This window comes from Bradyrhizobium sp. 155, assembly GCF_023101105.1.
In the GTDB taxonomy this organism is placed as follows: Bacteria; Pseudomonadota; Alphaproteobacteria; order Rhizobiales; family Xanthobacteraceae; genus Bradyrhizobium; species Bradyrhizobium canariense_D.
Map to the genome: position 1 here is coordinate 5,554,028 of NZ_CP064704.1, position 17,350 is coordinate 5,571,377.

The window sequence follows — 17,350 nt, forward strand, 5'->3', positions numbered from 1 at the left end:
CGGGGCAGAGCCTAGCGCGGGAAAGGCTCCGCAACAAACGCGATTGCGTGAGATCGGTTCCTAACGGCGCGGTCGATCGTTCGCCCTTCTCGCGCGGCGGCATGCAATTCCATGCGATGTCAATGACATGAAAGCGGGAGCCGGCCCTTCTCGCCGCTCCGCGCGATTGCTAGACTGCACGAAAATATTTGGGATGAAACGACATGCAGGGGCCCGAGGACGATCCCGGTCTCGCCGGCAAGGTGGCGCTGGTCAGCGGCGGGGGTGCTGCGGGCGACGGCATAGGCAACGGCCGCGCCGCCGCACTTCTACTGGCTCGCGCCAGCGCCAAAGTGCTGGTGGCCGATCGCGACCTCAAGCTCGCCGAACGCACCGTGGAGATGATCGCAGCCGAAGGTGGCACGGCCGCGGCGCATGGCGGTGACGTCACCAGCGAGAGCGATTGCAAGACACTGGTCGAAGCCGCGCTCGACCGCTGGGGCCGGCTCGATTTCCTCGACAACAATGTCGGCATCGGGAGCCGCGGCAGCGTGGTCGACGAAGCGCCCGAGCAATATCGCCGCGTCATGCAGGTCAATGTCGAAAGCATGTTCCTGCTCTCCAAGCACGCGATCCCTGCGATGATCCGGACCGCGCAGGGCGGTGCGATCGTCAACATCTCCTCGATCTCGGCGCTGCGGCCACGCGGGCTCACGAGCTATACGACCTCGAAGGCCGCCATCATCGGTCTCACCCGCGCGATGGCGGTCGATCACGGCCGCGACAACATCCGCGTCAACTGCATCTGTTCCGGGCCGATGTACACGCCGATGGTCTATGCCCGCGGCATGAGTGAGCAGGCCCGCGCCCAGCGGGAAAAGGCATCCTTGCTGAAAACGGAAGGCACCGGCTGGGACGTCGGCCATGCCGTCAAATTCCTGCTCAGCAATTTTGCGCGCTACATCACCGGCCAGGTGCTGGTGGTCGACGGCGGCGTGACGCTACAAGCCGCCGAACGTGAATCACAAGAACACTGAAAGGAACATCAGGGATGGCTCGCCTGCCCTATCTCGAGGCCGACCAGGTCGCGCCCGAATATCGCGACATGCTCAAGCGCAACACCAATCTGCACAAGCTGCTGATCAATTCGCCGGATATGGCGCGCGCCTTCAACGGCATCGGCGGCTACATCCGCTTCAAGAGCAAGCTCGACCCGCGCCTGCGGGAGCTTGCAATCCTCCAGGTCGGCTGGATGGAGAAGTCGGAATACGAGTTCACTCATCACGTGAAGATCGGCAGAGAGTTCGGCGTCACCGATGATGACATCGCCGGCCTGATGGCTGAGACCGAGGGCAAGCCCTCGACGCTCGAGCCACAGGCCAAGGCGATCCTGAAAGGTGCCCGCGAGATGGTACGCGAACTCGCGATCTCGGATGTGACCTTTGCCGAGATCAAGCAGCATCTCTCGGACGAACATATGGTCGACCTCGTGCTGACCATCGCCTTCTATTGCGGCGTGGTGCGCGTGCTCGCCACCATGAAGATCGACAACGAGCCATATTACAAAGAGGTACTCCAGCAGTACCCGATTCCGGGAGTGAACTAACATGCGCTTGAAGGACAAGGTTGCGGTCGTTGTGGGCGCCGGGCAGAGCCCGGGCGAAGGCATGGGCAACGGCCGCGCCACGGCGCTGACCTTCGCGCGCGAGGGCGCCAAGGTGTTGTGCGTCGATCATCATCTGGAATCAGCCGAGGAAACCGCCGCCATGATCGCCGCGCAGCATGGCACGGCAGCGGCGTTCAGGGCCGACGTCACAAAGTCTGCCGACATCAAGGCAATGGTCGCGGAGGCACAGGCGCGCTGGGGCCGGATCGACGTGCTGCACAACAATGTGGGCGTCAGCCTGTCCGGCGGCGACGCCGAGCTGCTGCAAATCACCGAGGAGGCGTTCGACCGCGTCGTCGCGATCAATCTGAAGAGCTGCATTCTGGCGGCGAAAGAGGTGATCCCGATCATGCGCGCGCAAGGAAGCGGCGTGATCATCAACATCTCCTCGATGGCGGCGATCACCACCTACCCTTACGTCGCCTACAAGGCGACGAAATCGGCGATGATCGCCTTCACCGAACAGCTCGCCTACCAGAATGCGGAATACGGCATCCGCGCCAACGTCATCCTGCCGGGCCTGATGAACACGCCGATGGCCGTCGACACCCGGGCCCGCGAATGGCACAAGACCCGCGCCGAAGTCGAAGCCGAGCGCGACAGCAAGGTGCCGCTGCGCAAGAAGATGGGCACGGGGTGGGACGTCGCGAATGCCGCGCTGTTCCTGGCCTCGGACGAGGCGAATTTCATCACCGGTGTGACGTTGCCGGTGGATGGCGGAGCGAGTGTGAGACGGGGGTAGACATCCTAAGCACGCTGCTCTTCCTTCTCCCCTTGCGGGAGAAGGTGGCGCGAGGCGCCGGATGAGGGGTTTCTCTCCGCACACGCAGAGGAGTTCGCCGATAGAACCTCACTCGTCCCGCCGCTGCGCGGCGAGCCACCCTCTCCCGCAAGGGGCGAGGGTACACCTTCATCGCGGCACGCTTGTCACCCGCCAGATCGTCCCGTTGCCGTCCTCCGACACCAGCAGCGATCCGTCCTTCGCCACGGCAACACCGACGGGCCGCCCCCACACCTCGGTGTCGCTCACCACGAATCCCGTGACGAAATCCTCATACTCGCCGGTCGGCTTGCCGTCCTTCATCCGGATGCGGATCACCTTGTAGCCGGTGCGCTTCGACCGGTTCCACGAGCCGTGCTCGGCCGCGAAAGCATCGCCCTGATACTCTGACGGAAACTGCGTGCCCTGATAGAAGGTCATGCCCAGCGAGGCCGAGTGCGGCTGCACCAGCACATCGGGCACCGTCACCTTGCCCTTGAGGTCCGGCCGCGCTCCGGCGTGACGCGGGTCTTCGTTGCCGCCGATATAGAACCACGGCCAGCCGTAGAACGCGCCTTCCTTCACGCTGGTGACGTAGTCAGGCACGAGATCGTCGCCGAGCCCGTCGCGTTCGTTGGTCGAGCACCAGGGCAGCCCGGTCTGCGGCTGGATCGCAAGTCCGACGCAGTTGCGGATGCCGCTGGCGTAGATCTTCCGCTCCTTGCCCTCGGGGGTGAAGGCGAGCACGGTGGCGCGTTCGGTCTCGCTGGCCCAGGCCGCACCGAGCGGTTGCGCTTTCGACCAGGCTTCCACGCCACCCGGCGGCGTGCCCATGCCCTCGGCGACGTTGCTGAGCGAGCCGACCGACACCAGCATGCGCTTGCTGTCGGGCGTGAAGACGACGTCGCGGGTGGAATGACCGCCGTCATGCGGCAGGCTCGCGACAATCGTCTCCGCCTTGCCACCCGCCTTGAGATCGCCGGCCTGATAGGGAAAGCGGACGACGCTGTCGGTGTTGGCGACGTAGACCCATTGCGGATTGTCGCCGTTCGGGAAGAAGGCGATGCCGAACGGCTGCCTCATTCCGGCAGCGAACACCTCGTTGGTCGCGGCCTTGCCGCCATCGCCGGCGCGCAACACGCGGATGTTGCCCGCGCGCGTCTCGGCGACGAAGACATCGCCGTTCGGCGCCACGCGCACGATGCGCGGGGCGCGCAGGCCCTCTGCGAACAGCTCGATCTTGAAGCCGGCCGGGACCTGAAGCGCCCCCTCCGGCGGGCGCGGCACCACGCGCGACGAACTCGCAACCGACCGCGTGGCGCCGGGCCTGACCAGATCCTGCGGCCGGATCAACCTGACCGTGCCGGGCTTGTCGGCCTGCCAATCGCCGTAGGCGTCCTTGCCTTGCAGCACCGCCTCAGCCTGTGCGCAGGTCGCGACCGCGGCCAGCCATCCCGCGGACATCGCCGCGAATGAAATCCTGTTCTTCAAATCGTTTCCTCCCGGCCTTCACGTATTGCGCTTCAACGCCGATCGACGCGCAAACGTTCTGCGACAGGTCAAATGCCTGCCGAATCCCACGTCAGCTCATGCCCGCACGATGTGCAACAGCCGCAGCCCATCGTACTGGAAAATACGGCTGATCGGTGCGACACATTGTAAGGGCGGGACCGCCGGTTGCGGTCATCAAGGCTGCGGCATTGGGGTCGCACCTGTTGGGGTGATCATGTGGGGATCCATCATATCGGAATGGGCGAGCCTGCTGCTCCGCTGGCTACACGTGGTCGCCGCGATCGCCTGGATCGGCAGTTCCTTCTATTTCATCGCCCTCGACCTCAGCCTTAGGCCCAGGCGCGATCTGCCGGACGGCGTGCAAGGCGAGGCCTGGCAGGTCCATGGCGGCGGCTTCTACCGGATCATGAAATATCTGGTCGCGCCCGCCCAGATGCCGGACGAGCTGACGTGGTTCAAATGGGAGGCCTACACCACTTGGCTGTCCGGCTTCGCGCTGATGGTGGTGGTGTATTATCTCGAGGCCGATTTGTTCCTGGTCGACAAGTCGATCCTCGATCTCACGCCATTCCAGGCCGGCCTGTTCAGCCTCTGCAGCCTCGCGCTGGCGTGGCTGCTCTATGAAGGCGCCTGCCGTACCGGGCTGGCGCAGCGCGAGCTGCCCTTCGCGATCGGCGGCTATCTGTTCCTGGTCGCGTTGACCTATGCTTTCACCCACGTGCTGAGCGGGCGCGGTGCCTTCAACCAGATCGGGGCGATCATCGGCACCATCATGGTTGCCAACGTCTTCGCGCTGATCATCCCGAACCAGAAGAAGATCGTAGCCGCCCTTCTCGCAGGGCAGGCGCCCGATCCGAAGCTCGGCAAGACCAGCAAGGAGCGCTCGGTCCACAACAACTATCTGACGCTGCCTGTCGTCGTGCTGATGATCAGCAACCACTATCCCCTGCTCTATGCCACCCGCTTCAACTGGATCATCGTCGCAATCATCCTGGCGCTCGGCCCCGTGATCCGCCATTTCTTCAACGAGCGGCACGCCGGGCGCAAATCGCCGTGGTGGGTGTGGGGCGTCGCAGCGGTCGGCGTGATCGCGATCCTGTTCCTCTCGGCGGCCGGCCCGCGCGAGGTCAAGACAAGCGCGCTGTCGGCGCAGCCGACGCTTGCCAATGTCGAGGAGATCGTGATGTCCCGCTGCAGCATGTGCCATGCCGCCGAACCGGTCTGGGCCGGCATCGTCACCGCGCCGAAGGGCATATTGCTGGACGCGCCCGAGCACATCCATCGCAACATCCGCCTGATCGGCCGCGTCGCCGCCTGGTCCAATGCAATGCCGCCGGGCAACATCACCGAAATGACCAGCGAGGAGCGCGCCATCCTCGCCGCCTATATCGAGCAGGCGCGCTGACGCCATCAAGTGTCAGATATCGCGCTTCACGGAATGAAATTTCCGCATGTCCCACCGATTTGAAAATGACTTGACCGCCTATCCGGCGTAGACAGGATTTGCGGCCGCCGACGGCGGTCCAGTCAGTTTGCACTCGGGGAAAGAACAGTGGCCCTCAAGAACGTCATCGGTATCGACCACGCCGTGGTCATGGTGCAGGACCTCGACAAAGCCGCCGAAAACTACCGGCAGCTCGGCTTCACCATCTCGCCGCGCGGCACCCACAGCGCACATATGGGCACCGGCAACTACACGATCATGTTCGACCCGGATTATATGGAGCTGCTCGGCGTGCTCGCGGCGACCGAGCACAACGCGCCGGCGCGTGCCTTCCTCGACCAGCGCGGCGAAGGCATCGAGCGCATCGCCTTCACAGCGGTCGATTCCACCGCCGGCGCGGAGGAAATCCGCGCGCGTGGCCTGGAGCCGATCGGCCCGACCGATTTCGAACGGCCCGTGACGCTGCCTGATGGCACGATCTCGGCGGCGAAATTCCGCACCTTCATGTGGCCGACCGCAGAAGCGCCCGGCGGCGTGCGCATTTTTGCCTGCCAGCACAAGACGCCAGAGACGGTGTGGATTCCCGAGCTGATGAAGCACGCCAATGCGGCCAAGCGGATCAAGCAGACATTGATCGCGACGCCCGAGCCCGCGAAGGAAGCCGCGGATCTGGGACAGCTGATCGACCGCGAGCCGAAGGCTGAAGCCGACGGCGCAGTGACCGTGCCCTCCGGTGGCGATCGTGCCGATTTCGTTTACTTGACGCTGGAGCAGCTCGGCAAACGTTATCCCGGCGTGCCGCTCGCGGGTCTTTCCGAACGCGGTGGCGCTGCCCTGGTGCTTGTCAGCGGCGATCTCGCTGCCACCGACAAGGCGCTTGGTTCGGCAGCCGTGCGCAGCGGACCTGCGATCTGCGTGCCGCCGGCCAAGGCGAACGGCACCCTGCTCGCCTTTGTTGCCGGCTGATTTGAACTAATTCTTCAACGAGCGTCTACAGGGCGGCCCCAGGCTTCGGGGCTACCCGCGCCTTCAGGGCCAAGCGCATGTTCAAAGAGAAATCGCCGATCGCCTATGACGCGCCGGCCGAACTGAAGAAGTGACCGTCGCTGAAGGGCCAGAGGCAAAAGGATCGAGGTCCGCCCTATCCCGTCTACAACGGCACGCTCGCCGACTGCGTCCGCGAGCTCATGGGCAAGCCATCAAGGGCATCTCGCTCTACGATATCATGACGAGGGCAAGCAGCGTTCGACCAGACCGTGCTGTCGCCCGGTGATGCCGCCGAAATCGCGATGCGCAAGGACTTTCCCAAAGACTAGTTCGAGGCGCGCCTACCGCCGGACTTCCGCCGCTGCTCGGACGAGGAGTCCGTCGGCGCATCCAGAAAGACCACCGGTGTGCCGCGCTTGACGTGCTCGCCCAGCGCGCGCACGTCCCAATTGGTCAACCTGACGCAGCCATGCGACGCGGACTTGCTGACCCTGTCGGGCTCCGCCGTTCCGTGGATGCCGTACCCCTGTGCGGACAAGCCGATCCAGTATGCTCCCACCGGATTGTTCGGGCCCGGCTGAACATCGAACGGCTGTTTCGATTTGACGCTTCTGAACTTGTAGTCAGGGTTGTAGTGATAAACCGGATTCTCGTGGGTGCTGGTGACCTTGAGCGTACCGCTCGGCGTCGGACGATCCGGACTTCCGATTGACGCGGGATAGAACGCGATCAGGGTGGCGCCCTGGTCGAATGCTTTCAGCGTCCCGTTCCTTTTGTCGACGTCGAGCCGCGCGATGTTCGGAAGCTCTCGCCGCGCCGGAACGTTTGCAACGACGATGGTCGCTCCCACCTTGTCGAAGGCCTTGTCCGGGTTGAGCGCCTTGAGCAGATCGGCGCTCATGTGGAATTTCTCGGCAAGCCCTTCGAGCGGGCTGGTGTAGCTCAGCGCCTTCAGCGGCTTCATGTCATCAAGCTTGCCGGGCAGCTCCTTCAGAAACGGGCCCTTCACATCCGCGTCCGTGATCTTGTATTCGACGAGGACGGCGCCTTCGCTCGCGGCGTTCAACTTGTCCCAAAGCTCGGGCGCGATCGTTTTATCCGATGCAACGCCGTTCTGCTCGGCGAATGCTTTCAGTGCCTTCTGCGCGTTCTCTCCGAGCTTGCCGTCGATCTCCCCGGGCGAGAACCGCGCACGGTCGAGCAGAATCTGAAGCTTCACGATCGCGGCGTTGAGCTTGTCGCTAGCAGGTTGCTTTGCGGGACGCGCAGCATCGTTTACCGCTGCCGCATCGAGATTGCCCGCAAGCGCCGAAGAGATCGCCGCCAGCGAAATCACCGCGCCAAGCATCCACCGCATCATCTCGCTCGTCCCCATTCGCCAACGCCCCCGCAAATTCGCGGAGCAAAGAGTTTCCGGCGGGAACACCGTAGTAACACCGTGGGAACCGACGAGACCGCAGCTTTGCCGCAATCGCTCGGTTAATAACTCCTTATCGCCGGCGCATCGCTGGCCGTTCACCCACAGTTCGAGGTTGCTCCAGCAATGCGATTTGTCGTCGCGGCGTGCGCCGCGTTCATGATTCTGATGTGCGACTTCGATCCGTCGGCGTCCCGCCAACCATCAGCTTTCGATCACGCCGTTCTTCAAAACACTCAGGCCTCGTCACTTGTTCCGGTGGTCGAGCTGTTCCTTGCAAGCGTGCAGGCCCTCGAGCTCGCCAATGCGCGTGCGGCCTATGAGGAGACCCCCGAGCCGCCGGATACGGTCGAACCCGTCGCGCAGGCGCCGGTTTCGCCGACGGAACGCTTCTGCCACGCGCTTCGCGGAGCTGCCGAAGCCAGCGGCATTCCCGTGCCGTTCTTCGCGCGTTTGATCTGGCAGGAGAGCCGCTTCAAGTCCAACGAGGTCAGCCAGGCCGGCGCGCAGGGCGTCGCGCAGTTCATGCCGGAAACGGCAGCGGAGGTCGGGCTAGATGATCCGTTCGATGCGATGAAGGCGCTGCCGGCATCGGCCAAGTTCCTGCGCAAGCTGCGCGACGATTTCGGCAATCTCGGCCTTGCCGCAGCCGCCTACAACGCAGGTCCCGGCCGAATCCAGAAATGGCTCGCCAAAGAGAGCGAGCTGCCGCGTGAGACACGCGACTATGTCCGCATCATCACCGGCACCAGGGCCGAGGACTGGACCGAACGCGCGGAAGCCCTCGCGATCCGGATCGACCTGCCGCGCGAAGCACCCTGCGAGGGCATCGGCAGCCTGTCCAAGACGAAGGACGTCGCCTGGGTTCCGGTGAACCTGACGCCCTCGGTCGCCACCATCATTCGCAAGGCCGAGCAACTGGCGGCGCGATTGACCGCCAGCCACGCACGCAAGCGGCTCGCGTCTCTGATCCGGAAGAACACCCACGGCAAGGCACGCAGCATGATCGCCGCGCGTGCGGCGGGAAAGAGCGCGAAGGCCCGCGCCATCCGTTTTGCAGCGCGCGAACGATCTTCGGGCTGATGCGCAAATCCGGAAGCCGCTCTATGGAGCGGCTTCCAGTGGCCGCGAACTAGTCGATCTCCTCGATGATGCGGCGTTCGCGGGGCTCGACGACATAGGTCCGCGTATCGCGGTGGATGTAGCGGTACTCGCGGAGGTCGGGCGCGTCCCGATAGACGGTGCTCGGGAATTCCTCGACCTCGACACTCTCGGGAACGCGGTCACCAACATGGATTTCGGACCGCGCGGTGCTGCCGGTGGTCTGTCGTTCGCTCCGTCCCTCGGTGCGGGTCTTCGCATGCTTGCGGATCACTTCGCGATCGCGATCCGAAAACTTGCTGGCGCTGCGCTCACGCGTGGTCGTCGTTGTCGCGGTGGATTGTCCCGAGTACGGCAGCACGGTTACGATCTTGTATGTCGCCGGATCGACCACGACGATTTCATCCTTCACCAGCGCAAAGCTGTAGCCGCGATATTGCGGCACGATCTCGACCACATCGGGTGGCAGCGTCGATAGCTGGACATCGCGCGGCACCACCGTGCCGACGTTGAGCGAGAAATTGACGCTGGTCAGCGGCCGCACGTTGAGATGCGAGATGGACGCGCTGATCTTGGTCTCCTGCTGCTTGTTGAGGTTGACGTCAGTGCGGGCGGCGGCCTGTGAATTGGCACCGGTCCGCTGGTCTTGCGCCTGATTGCTGCTCGGCGTGTTTGGCGATTGCTGGGCCTGGTTGGTACCAGATGAACCAGGCGCCTGCTGCGCCTGATTGGTATTGTTCGACGGAGGGTTGGAGCGATCCTGCGTCTGGTTCGAGTTCGCCGCCGGCGGATTGGCGCTCTGCTGCGAGGCGGGCTGGTTACCGGCCGCGTTGGAGTTTGCCGTACCACTGGGCGGCCGCGAGGACGTGTCCGCGCTGTTGGTGGCGTTGGTCCCGGAGCCGGAATTGGCCGATCCGGAAGACGGAGTGGTCGCCTGGGTATTCTGTGTCGACGCTCCGGGCGTTGATGATTGCTGCGGCTGCGATCGCGACTGCTGTGTTTGTGCCGCGCCAGACGGCGACGTGTTGGACGGAGCTGCGGAATTGGACTGGGATTGCGGCGTTTGCTCAGACTTGGTGTTGCTGCTTGGCGATTGCGCAAAGGCGGCGTTCGCCAGCACCAGCCCTAAGGCGGTCGTTGCCAACAGGCGGATCATGGTTCACTCCCTTGTTCGGTCAAAGCGTTAGCTATTAACCTGCGCTAAAAGCGTCTGTTCCACTTTTTCCCGGCCGAATGCGCCGCCTGAACGGAACCTGCGATGCCATCGAAAAGCGCCGGGATCATTGCCTATCGCAAACGTGGGGAGCTCGAGGTTCTGCTCGTTCATCCCGGAGGACCGTTCTGGCGCAACAAGGACCTCGGGGCATGGTCGATTCCGAAGGGCGAGTACGCAGACGAAGACGCAGAAACCGCCGCGCGACGGGAGTTTGCCGAGGAGCTTGGGCTTGAGCTGTCCACGCCGCTGACTTCGATTGGCCAGGTCAGGCAGCGCGGCGGCAAGATCGTCACCGCGTTCGCGGCCGAGTTCGACGTCGATTTGCGCAGCATTCGCAGCAACACATTCGAGATGGAATGGCCGCCACGCAGCGGCAAACGTCAGACCTTCCCGGAGGTCGATCGTGCCGAATGGTTCACGCTCGCAGCAGCGCACGAGAAGATCAACGCAGGACAGCGCCCGCTGCTCGAGCGGCTGGCTCAGGTGGCCGGCAGCACGCCAAGCAGACGCCCTACTCCGCCTTGATGTTCGCCGCCGCCACCACTTCGGCGAGTTCCTTGATCTCCTTCGCGATCTTGGCGGCGTAGTCGGCCGAACTCAGCACGCTGACGACGCCCTGCGTCTCCAGCCGCTCCCGTAACAGCGGATCGTTGGCTGCGGCGACGATCTCCCGGTGCAGCATCTCGAGCGTCGGCGCGGGGGTTGCCTTCGGCATGAAGAAGCCGACCCAGAACGAGATGTCGAAGCCGGGATAGCCGGCTTCCGCGACGGTCGGCACATCAGGCAACGCCGGCAGCCGCTCGGCGGAGGACACCGCGAGCGCGCGCAGCTTGCCGGCCTTCACCAGCGGCACGGCGGATAAGGGATCGAACACTGCCAGGACCTCCTGCGCGAGGATACCGACCTCGGACGCAGCACCACCGCGATAGGGCACGTGGATCATCTTGACGCCGGCCCTCTCGCTGAGCAGCTCCATGGCGAGATGGGCAAGGTTGCCGTTGCCGCCCGAGCCGTAGGCAAGCGCGCCGGGCGCAGCCTTTGCCGCGGCGACGAGATCGGCGACGGTGTTGATGTTGGCCGTCTTGGAATTCTCCGGATTGACCACCAGCACGAGCGGCGCCGACACGACGGTGGTGAGCGGCGCGAAGTCCTTTTCCGGGTCGTAGCGGATATCCTTGAACAGCGTCTTGTTGAGCGTGATGGTGGAGGAGTTGCAGGCCAGCATCGTGTAGCCGTCGCCTTCCGCACGCGCGACGCCTTCGGCCGCGATCATGCCGTTGGCGCCGGCGCGGTTCTCGACCACGAAAGCTTGTCCGAGCTTGTTGCTCAGCCGATCGGCGACGATGCGCGCGACGACGTCGACCGGGCCGCCCGCGCTGAAGCCGACCATGATCTTGACCGGCCGCACCGGATATTTTTGCGCGAAGGCCTCCGTCGTCACGCACAATCCGGCGACGATCGCCAGCAGGCGAAGCGTTCGTTGCATTCGTTCTCTCCCCAGAAGTTCTCGCCGCTTTTGCAGGTCGCGGCGCATTCGCGGATCATGATGAGCGGCCGCGCCGGATTTCGCAATCGCGTTTGCAGGCCGGCATTCCGTCGCGCGGCAGGTCGGAGCCGGTTCGAAACAAAAAACGCAAAAACAACCGCATGCACAGTAGCCGACGCTTGCGAGATCAAGGACTTGCACGAACGAGGATTTGCACGAACGAGGATTGCGCGCTTCGCAATCTTCGTTTGACACGTCGGGCAAAACACCGGCAGAATGCCATCATCGCAACAATCGTCAGCGTCCACGCCGCCCGACCACGGGGCGTCGCGCGGCGATTGCGCGTAAGCCCTTCATCAACATCCCGAAAACCCCACAGGCGCGCAAGCCGAGCGATCGATGTCGCGCGCAATGAGCCCGCGCGGGCAAAGGACACAGCACATGACGACATCTGCCAAACGCCACGGCACGCTGCCGGTTGCGGCAAACGATCGCAGCGGCCCCGACGCGAGCCCGCGGATCAAGCTCTACAAGCGGGGAATTGCGATCCTCCACGCGGACCCGCAAGCCGGCGAACGGCTGCTGGCCGAGGCGCTCGGCGCCGCTGACCGCGACGCGCTGCATGGTCTCCTCAAGCAATTGGTGAAGGCCAGCGTGACCGGACGCAAGCCCGATGAAGCCAATCTCGCCTTCATGATCTCGCTGGTGAAGAGCATCGCGCCGAAGGACTCGATCGAGGCGATGCTCGCAGTGCAAATGGCGTCCGTTCACGCGGCCACGATGCGCTCTGCCTGCCGCCTCGCCCTCACCGACGACGTTCCGCAGCAAGAGAGCCTCACCCGCGTGCTGACCCGGCTGGCCCGCACCTTCGCGAGCCAGATCGAGGCACTCAGCCGCCACCGCAACAACGGCGAGCGTGCGATCACGGTCCGGAACTTGTCGGTGCAGGATGGCGGCAGGGCGATCGTGGGCAACGTGACCCAGCACGCGAGCATGATCGTCGCGGAGCCGCACGCTGCGACAGTCGCAGGACTGGTCCCGCCGCGTGAGGCCGGCGCATGCGAACAGGCCGAATCCAGGCAAGGCAGCAATGCATGAGCGGCGACCAAATTCGCAAGACGCGTGCGATGTGGACGAGCCCGCGCTGTGGCGCCGAAACGCGAAACGGCACCACCTGCCGCGCGCCTGCAGTGCACGGCAAGTCTCGCTGCCGCATGCACGGCGGCGCACGGAGATCAGGCGCGCCGAAGGGAAATCAGAATGCGCGGACGCATGGCGAATTCACGGGTGATGCGGCCGCTGAACGAGCGCAGGATCGGGCCGTGCTGAATGATGCGTTGAAGCTCCTTGCGGAGCTGTCGCGAGTTGCCGAATAGGCCATAAAGGCGATGCACCGTAGATCGCAATCGTCGTTGACGAACGCGGTTGTGGAGACCCGCAACAGATGCCCTGCAGACTCATGCACCGTGGGTCATTTCCTTAAGTCTGTGAGGGCTTTGGTCGGCTACGCCGTCATGAGCGGACAAGCTCGGCGCCAGCTGAGAGGTCGGCTAAGGGCAGGCTAGGCCAAAGAAGCAGCTGCACTGACCTTTAGTTGAAGCGTTGTCGTATTTGAACCTTCGCTCGAATTTCCGGACTCACCTCAGTGGGGATGGGAATGAACTGTCCCATCACAGCATCGAGCGATCGTCAGCGGCAGTTGCAACGGATTTAGTTTCCGGGTTGCCAGCCTAAGCCGCACCAAGCCAGCGGATCGGCCGGCGAATATCGCGGAGGCAAACAGATGTTTCCAGCGAAACTTGCGGCATCGTTGCTGGGTTCAGCGTTGCTACTGACGCCGGTCCTTGCACGCGACGATGGCCGATACGACCACTCTCCGCTGAAGTCTTGGTTTGAAAGCTTGCAGAGCGAATTTGGAAAGTGCTGTACTGATGCCGACGGATACATAGTGTCCGATGCCGATTGGGAGTCCAGTCGGGGCCGTTACCGCGTCCTCATCGACGGCGAATGGGTGCTCGTACCTGACGGTGCGGTTGTCACAGAACCAAACCGCTTCGGCCGTACAATGGTCTGGAGGCATTACATAGACGGCCATCCGCGCGTCCGATGCTTCATGCCCGGATTCATGACTTGACCTCACTTTCAAGGTGCTCCGCTTCGGGTCATTCGCACCGATTTGCCCGCGTATTCTCGATGTCCGCTATGGCCCTAGCTGCCGGCGTGCCGGATATTTCGCCTTCAGGCCCACAAGCAGACCAACGACGATAGCGGCGGCGGGGTTAAAGCTCGAAACAGGCCCTAAGGCCGTCAAAAAGCCAGGAGCCGCATGAAAGGCCGTGCACGCTCATCCGGGTTTCCGACGACGCTTTCTTTGCTAGGCCACTAAGCCGCACGACGTCGGGAACTTGCGGTTGGTCGCTTTGATCCAAATCAACGGATTCCTGCCTCCGAGACCTAGCGTCAGACCCAGACCAGATCGTCGGAGAAAGAAGATGCTGAAGCACTTGCTGGCCATTCTTCTTTTGCTGGCTTTCCCCTCGGCAGTCCATTTCCCAGCCGCGGCAGATGACCGAACTGCGGGACAAGTAATCCAAGAGGAAATTTGGGCGCTGCCGTTTCCACTGCCGGTGCTTGCCTTCCTGGTACGGCCGGTCGGAGATGGTCCGTTTCCGCTAGTGGTTATGAACCATGGAATTTCGCTGGAAGCCAACCAGCGGACGATGTTTCCGGCGATCGAGTATCGTGACGCGGCACGTTGGTTTGCACGTCGCGGTTATGTGGTCATCTCGCCCGTCAGGTACGGGGCCAGCAGTCTCGATGATAAAGATCAGGGTCTCTACGGAGCCGTCTTTGCCCACGTCGGTAGCTGCGACAACCCAAACTTCCGTGGTCCCGGGCTCGCCATCGCCACTCTGAACGAGTGGGTCATCGACTACATGAGCAAGAAGAAGATGATCCAGCCGGGTAAGGTCATCGTCGTTGGCCAGTCGGGCGGCGGATGGGGCTCGATTGCTCTTGGGAGCCTAAACCCGTCATCAGTTCAGGCCATCATTACCTTTGCAGCGGGACGTGGAGGCCGAGTTGACGGCAAACCCAACAACAATTGTGCTCCCGACAAGCTCGTTGCCGCCACCAGCGAATTCGGCCGCACCGCACGCGTACCGATGCTTTGGATCTACGCGGAAAACGACAGCTACTTCGGTCCGGAATTGACGATGAGGATGCATCAGGCCTTTGTCGAAGCGGGCGGAAATGCCGATTATCGTATGCTCCCGTCCTTTGGGACCGACGGGCACTTCATGATCGATTTCGCCGACGCGGTGCCGATCTGGTCGCCCTTGGTATCGCAATTTCTGGAGAAGCATTCAGCGACCGCTCCGCCGCTTGGGCAGCCAGTCAACGGCCCTTCTGCCCAGCGGGAGCCTCCGTCGAAGCCGCCACGATTGCGGCTGCCTGAGAACATCCATTTCTCAACCTGGAAAAAGCTTTGTTTCGCCTCATCCGATCGAACCAACATATGCCGATCGACGTCAACCGCCACGGACGATCTCGATCAGATCGTGGCCCGTGTCGATCTGATCGAACGAGCTGACGGTCCCGCTCGCCTGCAGCTGTTCGTTCCGCAAGGGGCAAATCTGCAGCAGGGAGTCAAGGTGACGGTAGATCAAGGCAGTCCTGTCCAGGTTCCTTTCACCTGGTGTCTCACCAACATCTGCATCGCAGCACGTGGAATTGAACCAACGGTGGCGGCTCAAATGGAAGCCGGCCAACAGCTCAAACTCGAACTCACAGACCTTTACTCCTCTTCGGTGACGATAAAGTTGCCGCTGAGCCAGTTCGGGGCTGTTCACCAAGACCCGCCTGCCGAAACTTTCGATTTCAGCCTGACTGAAGAATGAATGGAGTTGGACCGCCTGACGGGGCTGACCGAAAGGAAGCTCGACTGTGAGTACGTCGGATATGCCTCTACGGAGCACGAGACAACGGATCCTCGCTCTTAACGGACTGAAAAAATTCTCCGGATCGACGATCAAGCAGTCAATCCGGCAGCGAATTGTAGCAATCGCTGTCGGACTGATCATCCTCATGCTCGTGACGTCGGTCCTATCGATCGCGATGGTCAGGCGAGTCGGCTACCTGCTTGATGAGCTCTCTGCACGTTACGCACCTATCAACGCCCCGTCTGACACGGATCAATACTCTATCGCTCGAACGAGGCCTCGGGCTCCGCCGGATGGTGATCGCGAAGATGCAGGAGCCGCCCGATGTGCTCGGATATAGAGCCCGCTTGGAGCTCTACAACGAGAAGGGAGCCGAGGTCGAAAGCGAAGCGCAAGCCGCGCGGACACTGATCAATTCGATCATTGAAGACACAAGTACACCATCGGACAACGCAGCCCTGGCGTGCATCGACAACCGGATTGAAAATCTGGACGATACTCGCCGCCAGCTGAAGCAGGAGACCAGAGAGCTACTTTCACACCTTGAGGCGAGAGACTTTCCAGCGGCGAGACGCAGCCTTGCGCGAGCAGACGCTGTTCGCGACGACTGGATGAGAAGGTCAGTGCTATTCGATTGAGTATGCTGACCGTCAGCGAGGGGGCTATCGCAAAAGTGAGGTCGGAACAGACCCGGGTGGCGCTGACCTCGGCCATCGTGACGCTGCTTGCCGCGATCGTCGATTGATCTTCGCCAATCTGGTCAGCGGCGGCATCATTCGCTCTGTCCGACTATTGCTTGAAGGTGCCCGCGCGGTGGAAGCGGGTCAGCTCGATCAATCAATCGATGTAAGGGCGACTGACGAAATCGGACAACTGGCTGCCGCCTTCAATCGAATGATTGTGCAATTGCGCAACAACCAACGCATCAAGGAAACATTCGGAAAATACATCGATCCGCGCGTCGTTGAAGGCTGATCGATCACCCAAATTTGACGGCCCCCGAAGGCCAGCGCCGGGTGATGACTGTGTTGTTCTGCGACTTGAAGGGCTTCACCAGCCTTAGCGAAGGCATGACCCCGCAAGGTCTCGTCAAGGTCATGAACCACTACCTTTCGGTCATGTCCGAACCAATCCGGAACAACCGAGGGATCATCGACAAGTATATCGGCGACAGCATCATGGCTTATTGAGCCCCACCTTTCGTCGATGAGGCCGATCATGCCCGACTTGCATGCCTCGCCTCCCTGGAAATGATCGAACGTATCGGAAAATTGCGCGAGGAGATTCCTGAGCTACTTGGCGTTCGCGCAACTCCAATGAAGCAATGCGATCTAAGGATCGGGATCGCGACCGGCGAGGCGCTGGTCGGCAGCATCGGCCGACGTGATGATGAGCTACACCGTCATGGGCGATGTGGTGAACCTCGCCTCGCGGCTGGAAGGCGCGAACAAGGTGTACGGCACCCGCAATCTCGTTTCCGAAAGAACTATTGCTGCCGTGGGCACTTCACTTGAGGCGCGGGAGATCGATCGCATTGTGGTGGCGGGTCAAACTCGTTTCGAGGCCGTTTCTGAAATCCTCGGAAGCCGAGCTGATGTCACGCCACAACAACTGGTCTTGCGGGACAAGTATCTGGAAGGGCTCTCGAACTATCGCAACCGGCGATGGGATGATGCGCTTGCTGCGTTCAATGCGTCGCTTGAAGCGATGCCCGACGACGGGCCTGCAAGGGCCCTAATCGAGCGCATCGGAAGCTTCAAAGCAGAACCGCCTCCGAACGACTGGGACGGGTCGTGGCACATCGAAAAATGAGCGCCGGGCTGATACGGCGGACGTCTCCA

Annotated in this window: 19 protein-coding genes; 15 read left to right on the top strand and 4 right to left on the bottom strand. The window is 62.5% G+C overall.

Going from position 1 to position 17,350, the window contains the following annotated elements; genetic code table 11:
• Positions 1–203 precede the first annotated feature (203 nt).
• Genes IVA93_RS26905 through IVA93_RS26915 form a run of 3 tightly spaced genes read left to right on the top strand, consistent with a single transcriptional unit; the run spans position 204 to position 2,387 of the window.
• Complete coding sequence (locus IVA93_RS26905) at positions 204–1,016, top strand: SDR family NAD(P)-dependent oxidoreductase (protein WP_247789270.1); 813 nt, start codon at positions 204–206, stop codon at positions 1,014–1,016.
• A gap of 14 nt (positions 1,017–1,030) precedes the next feature.
• Positions 1,031–1,585 carry a carboxymuconolactone decarboxylase family protein gene (locus tag IVA93_RS26910; protein ID WP_018457177.1) on the top strand — a complete coding sequence of 185 codons (555 nt, stop codon included), beginning with the start codon at positions 1,031–1,033 and terminating at the stop codon, positions 1,583–1,585.
• Position 1,586: 1 nt separating this feature from the next.
• A complete protein-coding gene (locus IVA93_RS26915; protein ID WP_018457178.1) occupies positions 1,587–2,387 on the top strand; it encodes an SDR family NAD(P)-dependent oxidoreductase in 801 nt (266 codons plus the stop codon).
• A 168-nt stretch (positions 2,388–2,555) separates the two neighbouring features.
• Here the strand turns inward: IVA93_RS26915 and IVA93_RS26920 are convergent, their stop codons facing one another.
• Complete coding sequence (locus tag IVA93_RS26920) at positions 2,556–3,896, bottom strand: PQQ-dependent sugar dehydrogenase (RefSeq protein ID WP_026233318.1); 1,341 nt, start codon at positions 3,894–3,896, stop codon at positions 2,556–2,558.
• Positions 3,897–4,131: 235 nt separating this feature from the next.
• On the opposite strand from IVA93_RS26920, the gene IVA93_RS26925 reads away from it, so the two are divergent.
• Positions 4,132–5,322, top strand: coding sequence for a urate hydroxylase PuuD (locus IVA93_RS26925; protein WP_026233319.1), 1,191 nt, complete (start codon positions 4,132–4,134; stop codon positions 5,320–5,322).
• A gap of 147 nt (positions 5,323–5,469) precedes the next feature.
• The gene (locus IVA93_RS26930; RefSeq protein WP_018457181.1) at positions 5,470–6,327 is read left to right on the top strand and encodes a VOC family protein; all 858 of its coding nucleotides are present in this window, start codon (positions 5,470–5,472) and stop codon (positions 6,325–6,327) included.
• 346 nt (positions 6,328–6,673) lie between these two features.
• Here IVA93_RS26930 and IVA93_RS26935 read toward each other — a convergent pair whose 3' ends face one another.
• Positions 6,674–7,708, bottom strand: a complete 1,035-nt coding sequence (locus IVA93_RS26935) for a L,D-transpeptidase family protein (protein ID WP_026233320.1) — start codon at positions 7,706–7,708, stop codon at positions 6,674–6,676.
• A 183-nt stretch (positions 7,709–7,891) separates the two neighbouring features.
• On the opposite strand from IVA93_RS26935, the gene IVA93_RS26940 reads away from it, so the two are divergent.
• Positions 7,892–8,848, top strand: coding sequence for a lytic transglycosylase domain-containing protein (locus tag IVA93_RS26940; RefSeq protein ID WP_018457183.1), 957 nt, complete (start codon positions 7,892–7,894; stop codon positions 8,846–8,848).
• A 49-nt stretch (positions 8,849–8,897) separates the two neighbouring features.
• On the opposite strand, the gene IVA93_RS26945 is transcribed toward IVA93_RS26940, so the two are convergent.
• Positions 8,898–10,022, bottom strand: a complete 1,125-nt coding sequence (locus tag IVA93_RS26945; protein WP_018457184.1) for a DUF1236 domain-containing protein — start codon at positions 10,020–10,022, stop codon at positions 8,898–8,900.
• A 102-nt stretch (positions 10,023–10,124) separates the two neighbouring features.
• On the opposite strand from IVA93_RS26945, the gene IVA93_RS26950 reads away from it, so the two are divergent.
• A complete protein-coding gene (locus tag IVA93_RS26950) occupies positions 10,125–10,607 on the top strand; it encodes an NUDIX hydrolase (RefSeq protein WP_018457185.1) in 483 nt (160 codons plus the stop codon).
• On the opposite strand, the gene IVA93_RS26955 is transcribed toward IVA93_RS26950, so the two are convergent.
• The gene (locus IVA93_RS26955) at positions 10,594–11,568 is read right to left on the bottom strand and encodes a Bug family tripartite tricarboxylate transporter substrate binding protein (RefSeq protein WP_026233321.1); all 975 of its coding nucleotides are present in this window, start codon (positions 11,566–11,568) and stop codon (positions 10,594–10,596) included. The two genes, IVA93_RS26950 and IVA93_RS26955, sit on opposite strands and share 14 nt — an antisense overlap.
• Before the next feature lie 441 nt (positions 11,569–12,009).
• On the opposite strand from IVA93_RS26955, the gene IVA93_RS26960 reads away from it, so the two are divergent.
• From IVA93_RS26960 to IVA93_RS40995, 8 genes are all read left to right on the top strand, one after another.
• The gene (locus tag IVA93_RS26960) at positions 12,010–12,666 is read left to right on the top strand and encodes a hypothetical protein (protein WP_018457188.1); all 657 of its coding nucleotides are present in this window, start codon (positions 12,010–12,012) and stop codon (positions 12,664–12,666) included.
• Positions 12,667–12,695: 29 nt separating this feature from the next.
• A complete protein-coding gene (locus IVA93_RS40865; protein ID WP_274535510.1) occupies positions 12,696–12,944 on the top strand; it encodes an HGGxSTG domain-containing protein in 249 nt (82 codons plus the stop codon).
• A gap of 407 nt (positions 12,945–13,351) precedes the next feature.
• Positions 13,352–13,702: a hypothetical protein gene (locus tag IVA93_RS26965; protein ID WP_039799972.1), complete on the top strand. Its 351-nt coding sequence runs from the start codon at positions 13,352–13,354 to the stop codon at positions 13,700–13,702.
• A gap of 358 nt (positions 13,703–14,060) precedes the next feature.
• Entirely contained in the window at positions 14,061–15,467 is a 1,407-nt protein-coding gene (locus IVA93_RS40975) for an invasion associated locus B family protein (RefSeq protein ID WP_345956515.1), read from the top strand.
• Positions 15,468–15,802: 335 nt separating this feature from the next.
• On the top strand, positions 15,803–16,147 hold the full coding sequence (locus tag IVA93_RS40980) for a hypothetical protein (RefSeq protein WP_026233322.1): 345 nt from the start codon (positions 15,803–15,805) through the stop codon (positions 16,145–16,147).
• Positions 16,148–16,250: 103 nt separating this feature from the next.
• Positions 16,251–16,484 (top strand): HAMP domain-containing protein, encoded by a 234-nt coding sequence (locus tag IVA93_RS40985; protein WP_026233323.1) that lies wholly within the window; start codon positions 16,251–16,253, stop codon positions 16,482–16,484.
• Between the two features lie 14 nt (positions 16,485–16,498).
• On the top strand, positions 16,499–16,699 hold the full coding sequence (locus IVA93_RS40990) for an adenylate/guanylate cyclase domain-containing protein (protein ID WP_345946757.1): 201 nt from the start codon (positions 16,499–16,501) through the stop codon (positions 16,697–16,699).
• Positions 16,700–16,898: 199 nt separating this feature from the next.
• Entirely contained in the window at positions 16,899–17,321 is a 423-nt protein-coding gene (locus IVA93_RS40995) for a hypothetical protein (protein WP_346015378.1), read from the top strand.
• Positions 17,322–17,350 lie beyond the last annotated feature (29 nt).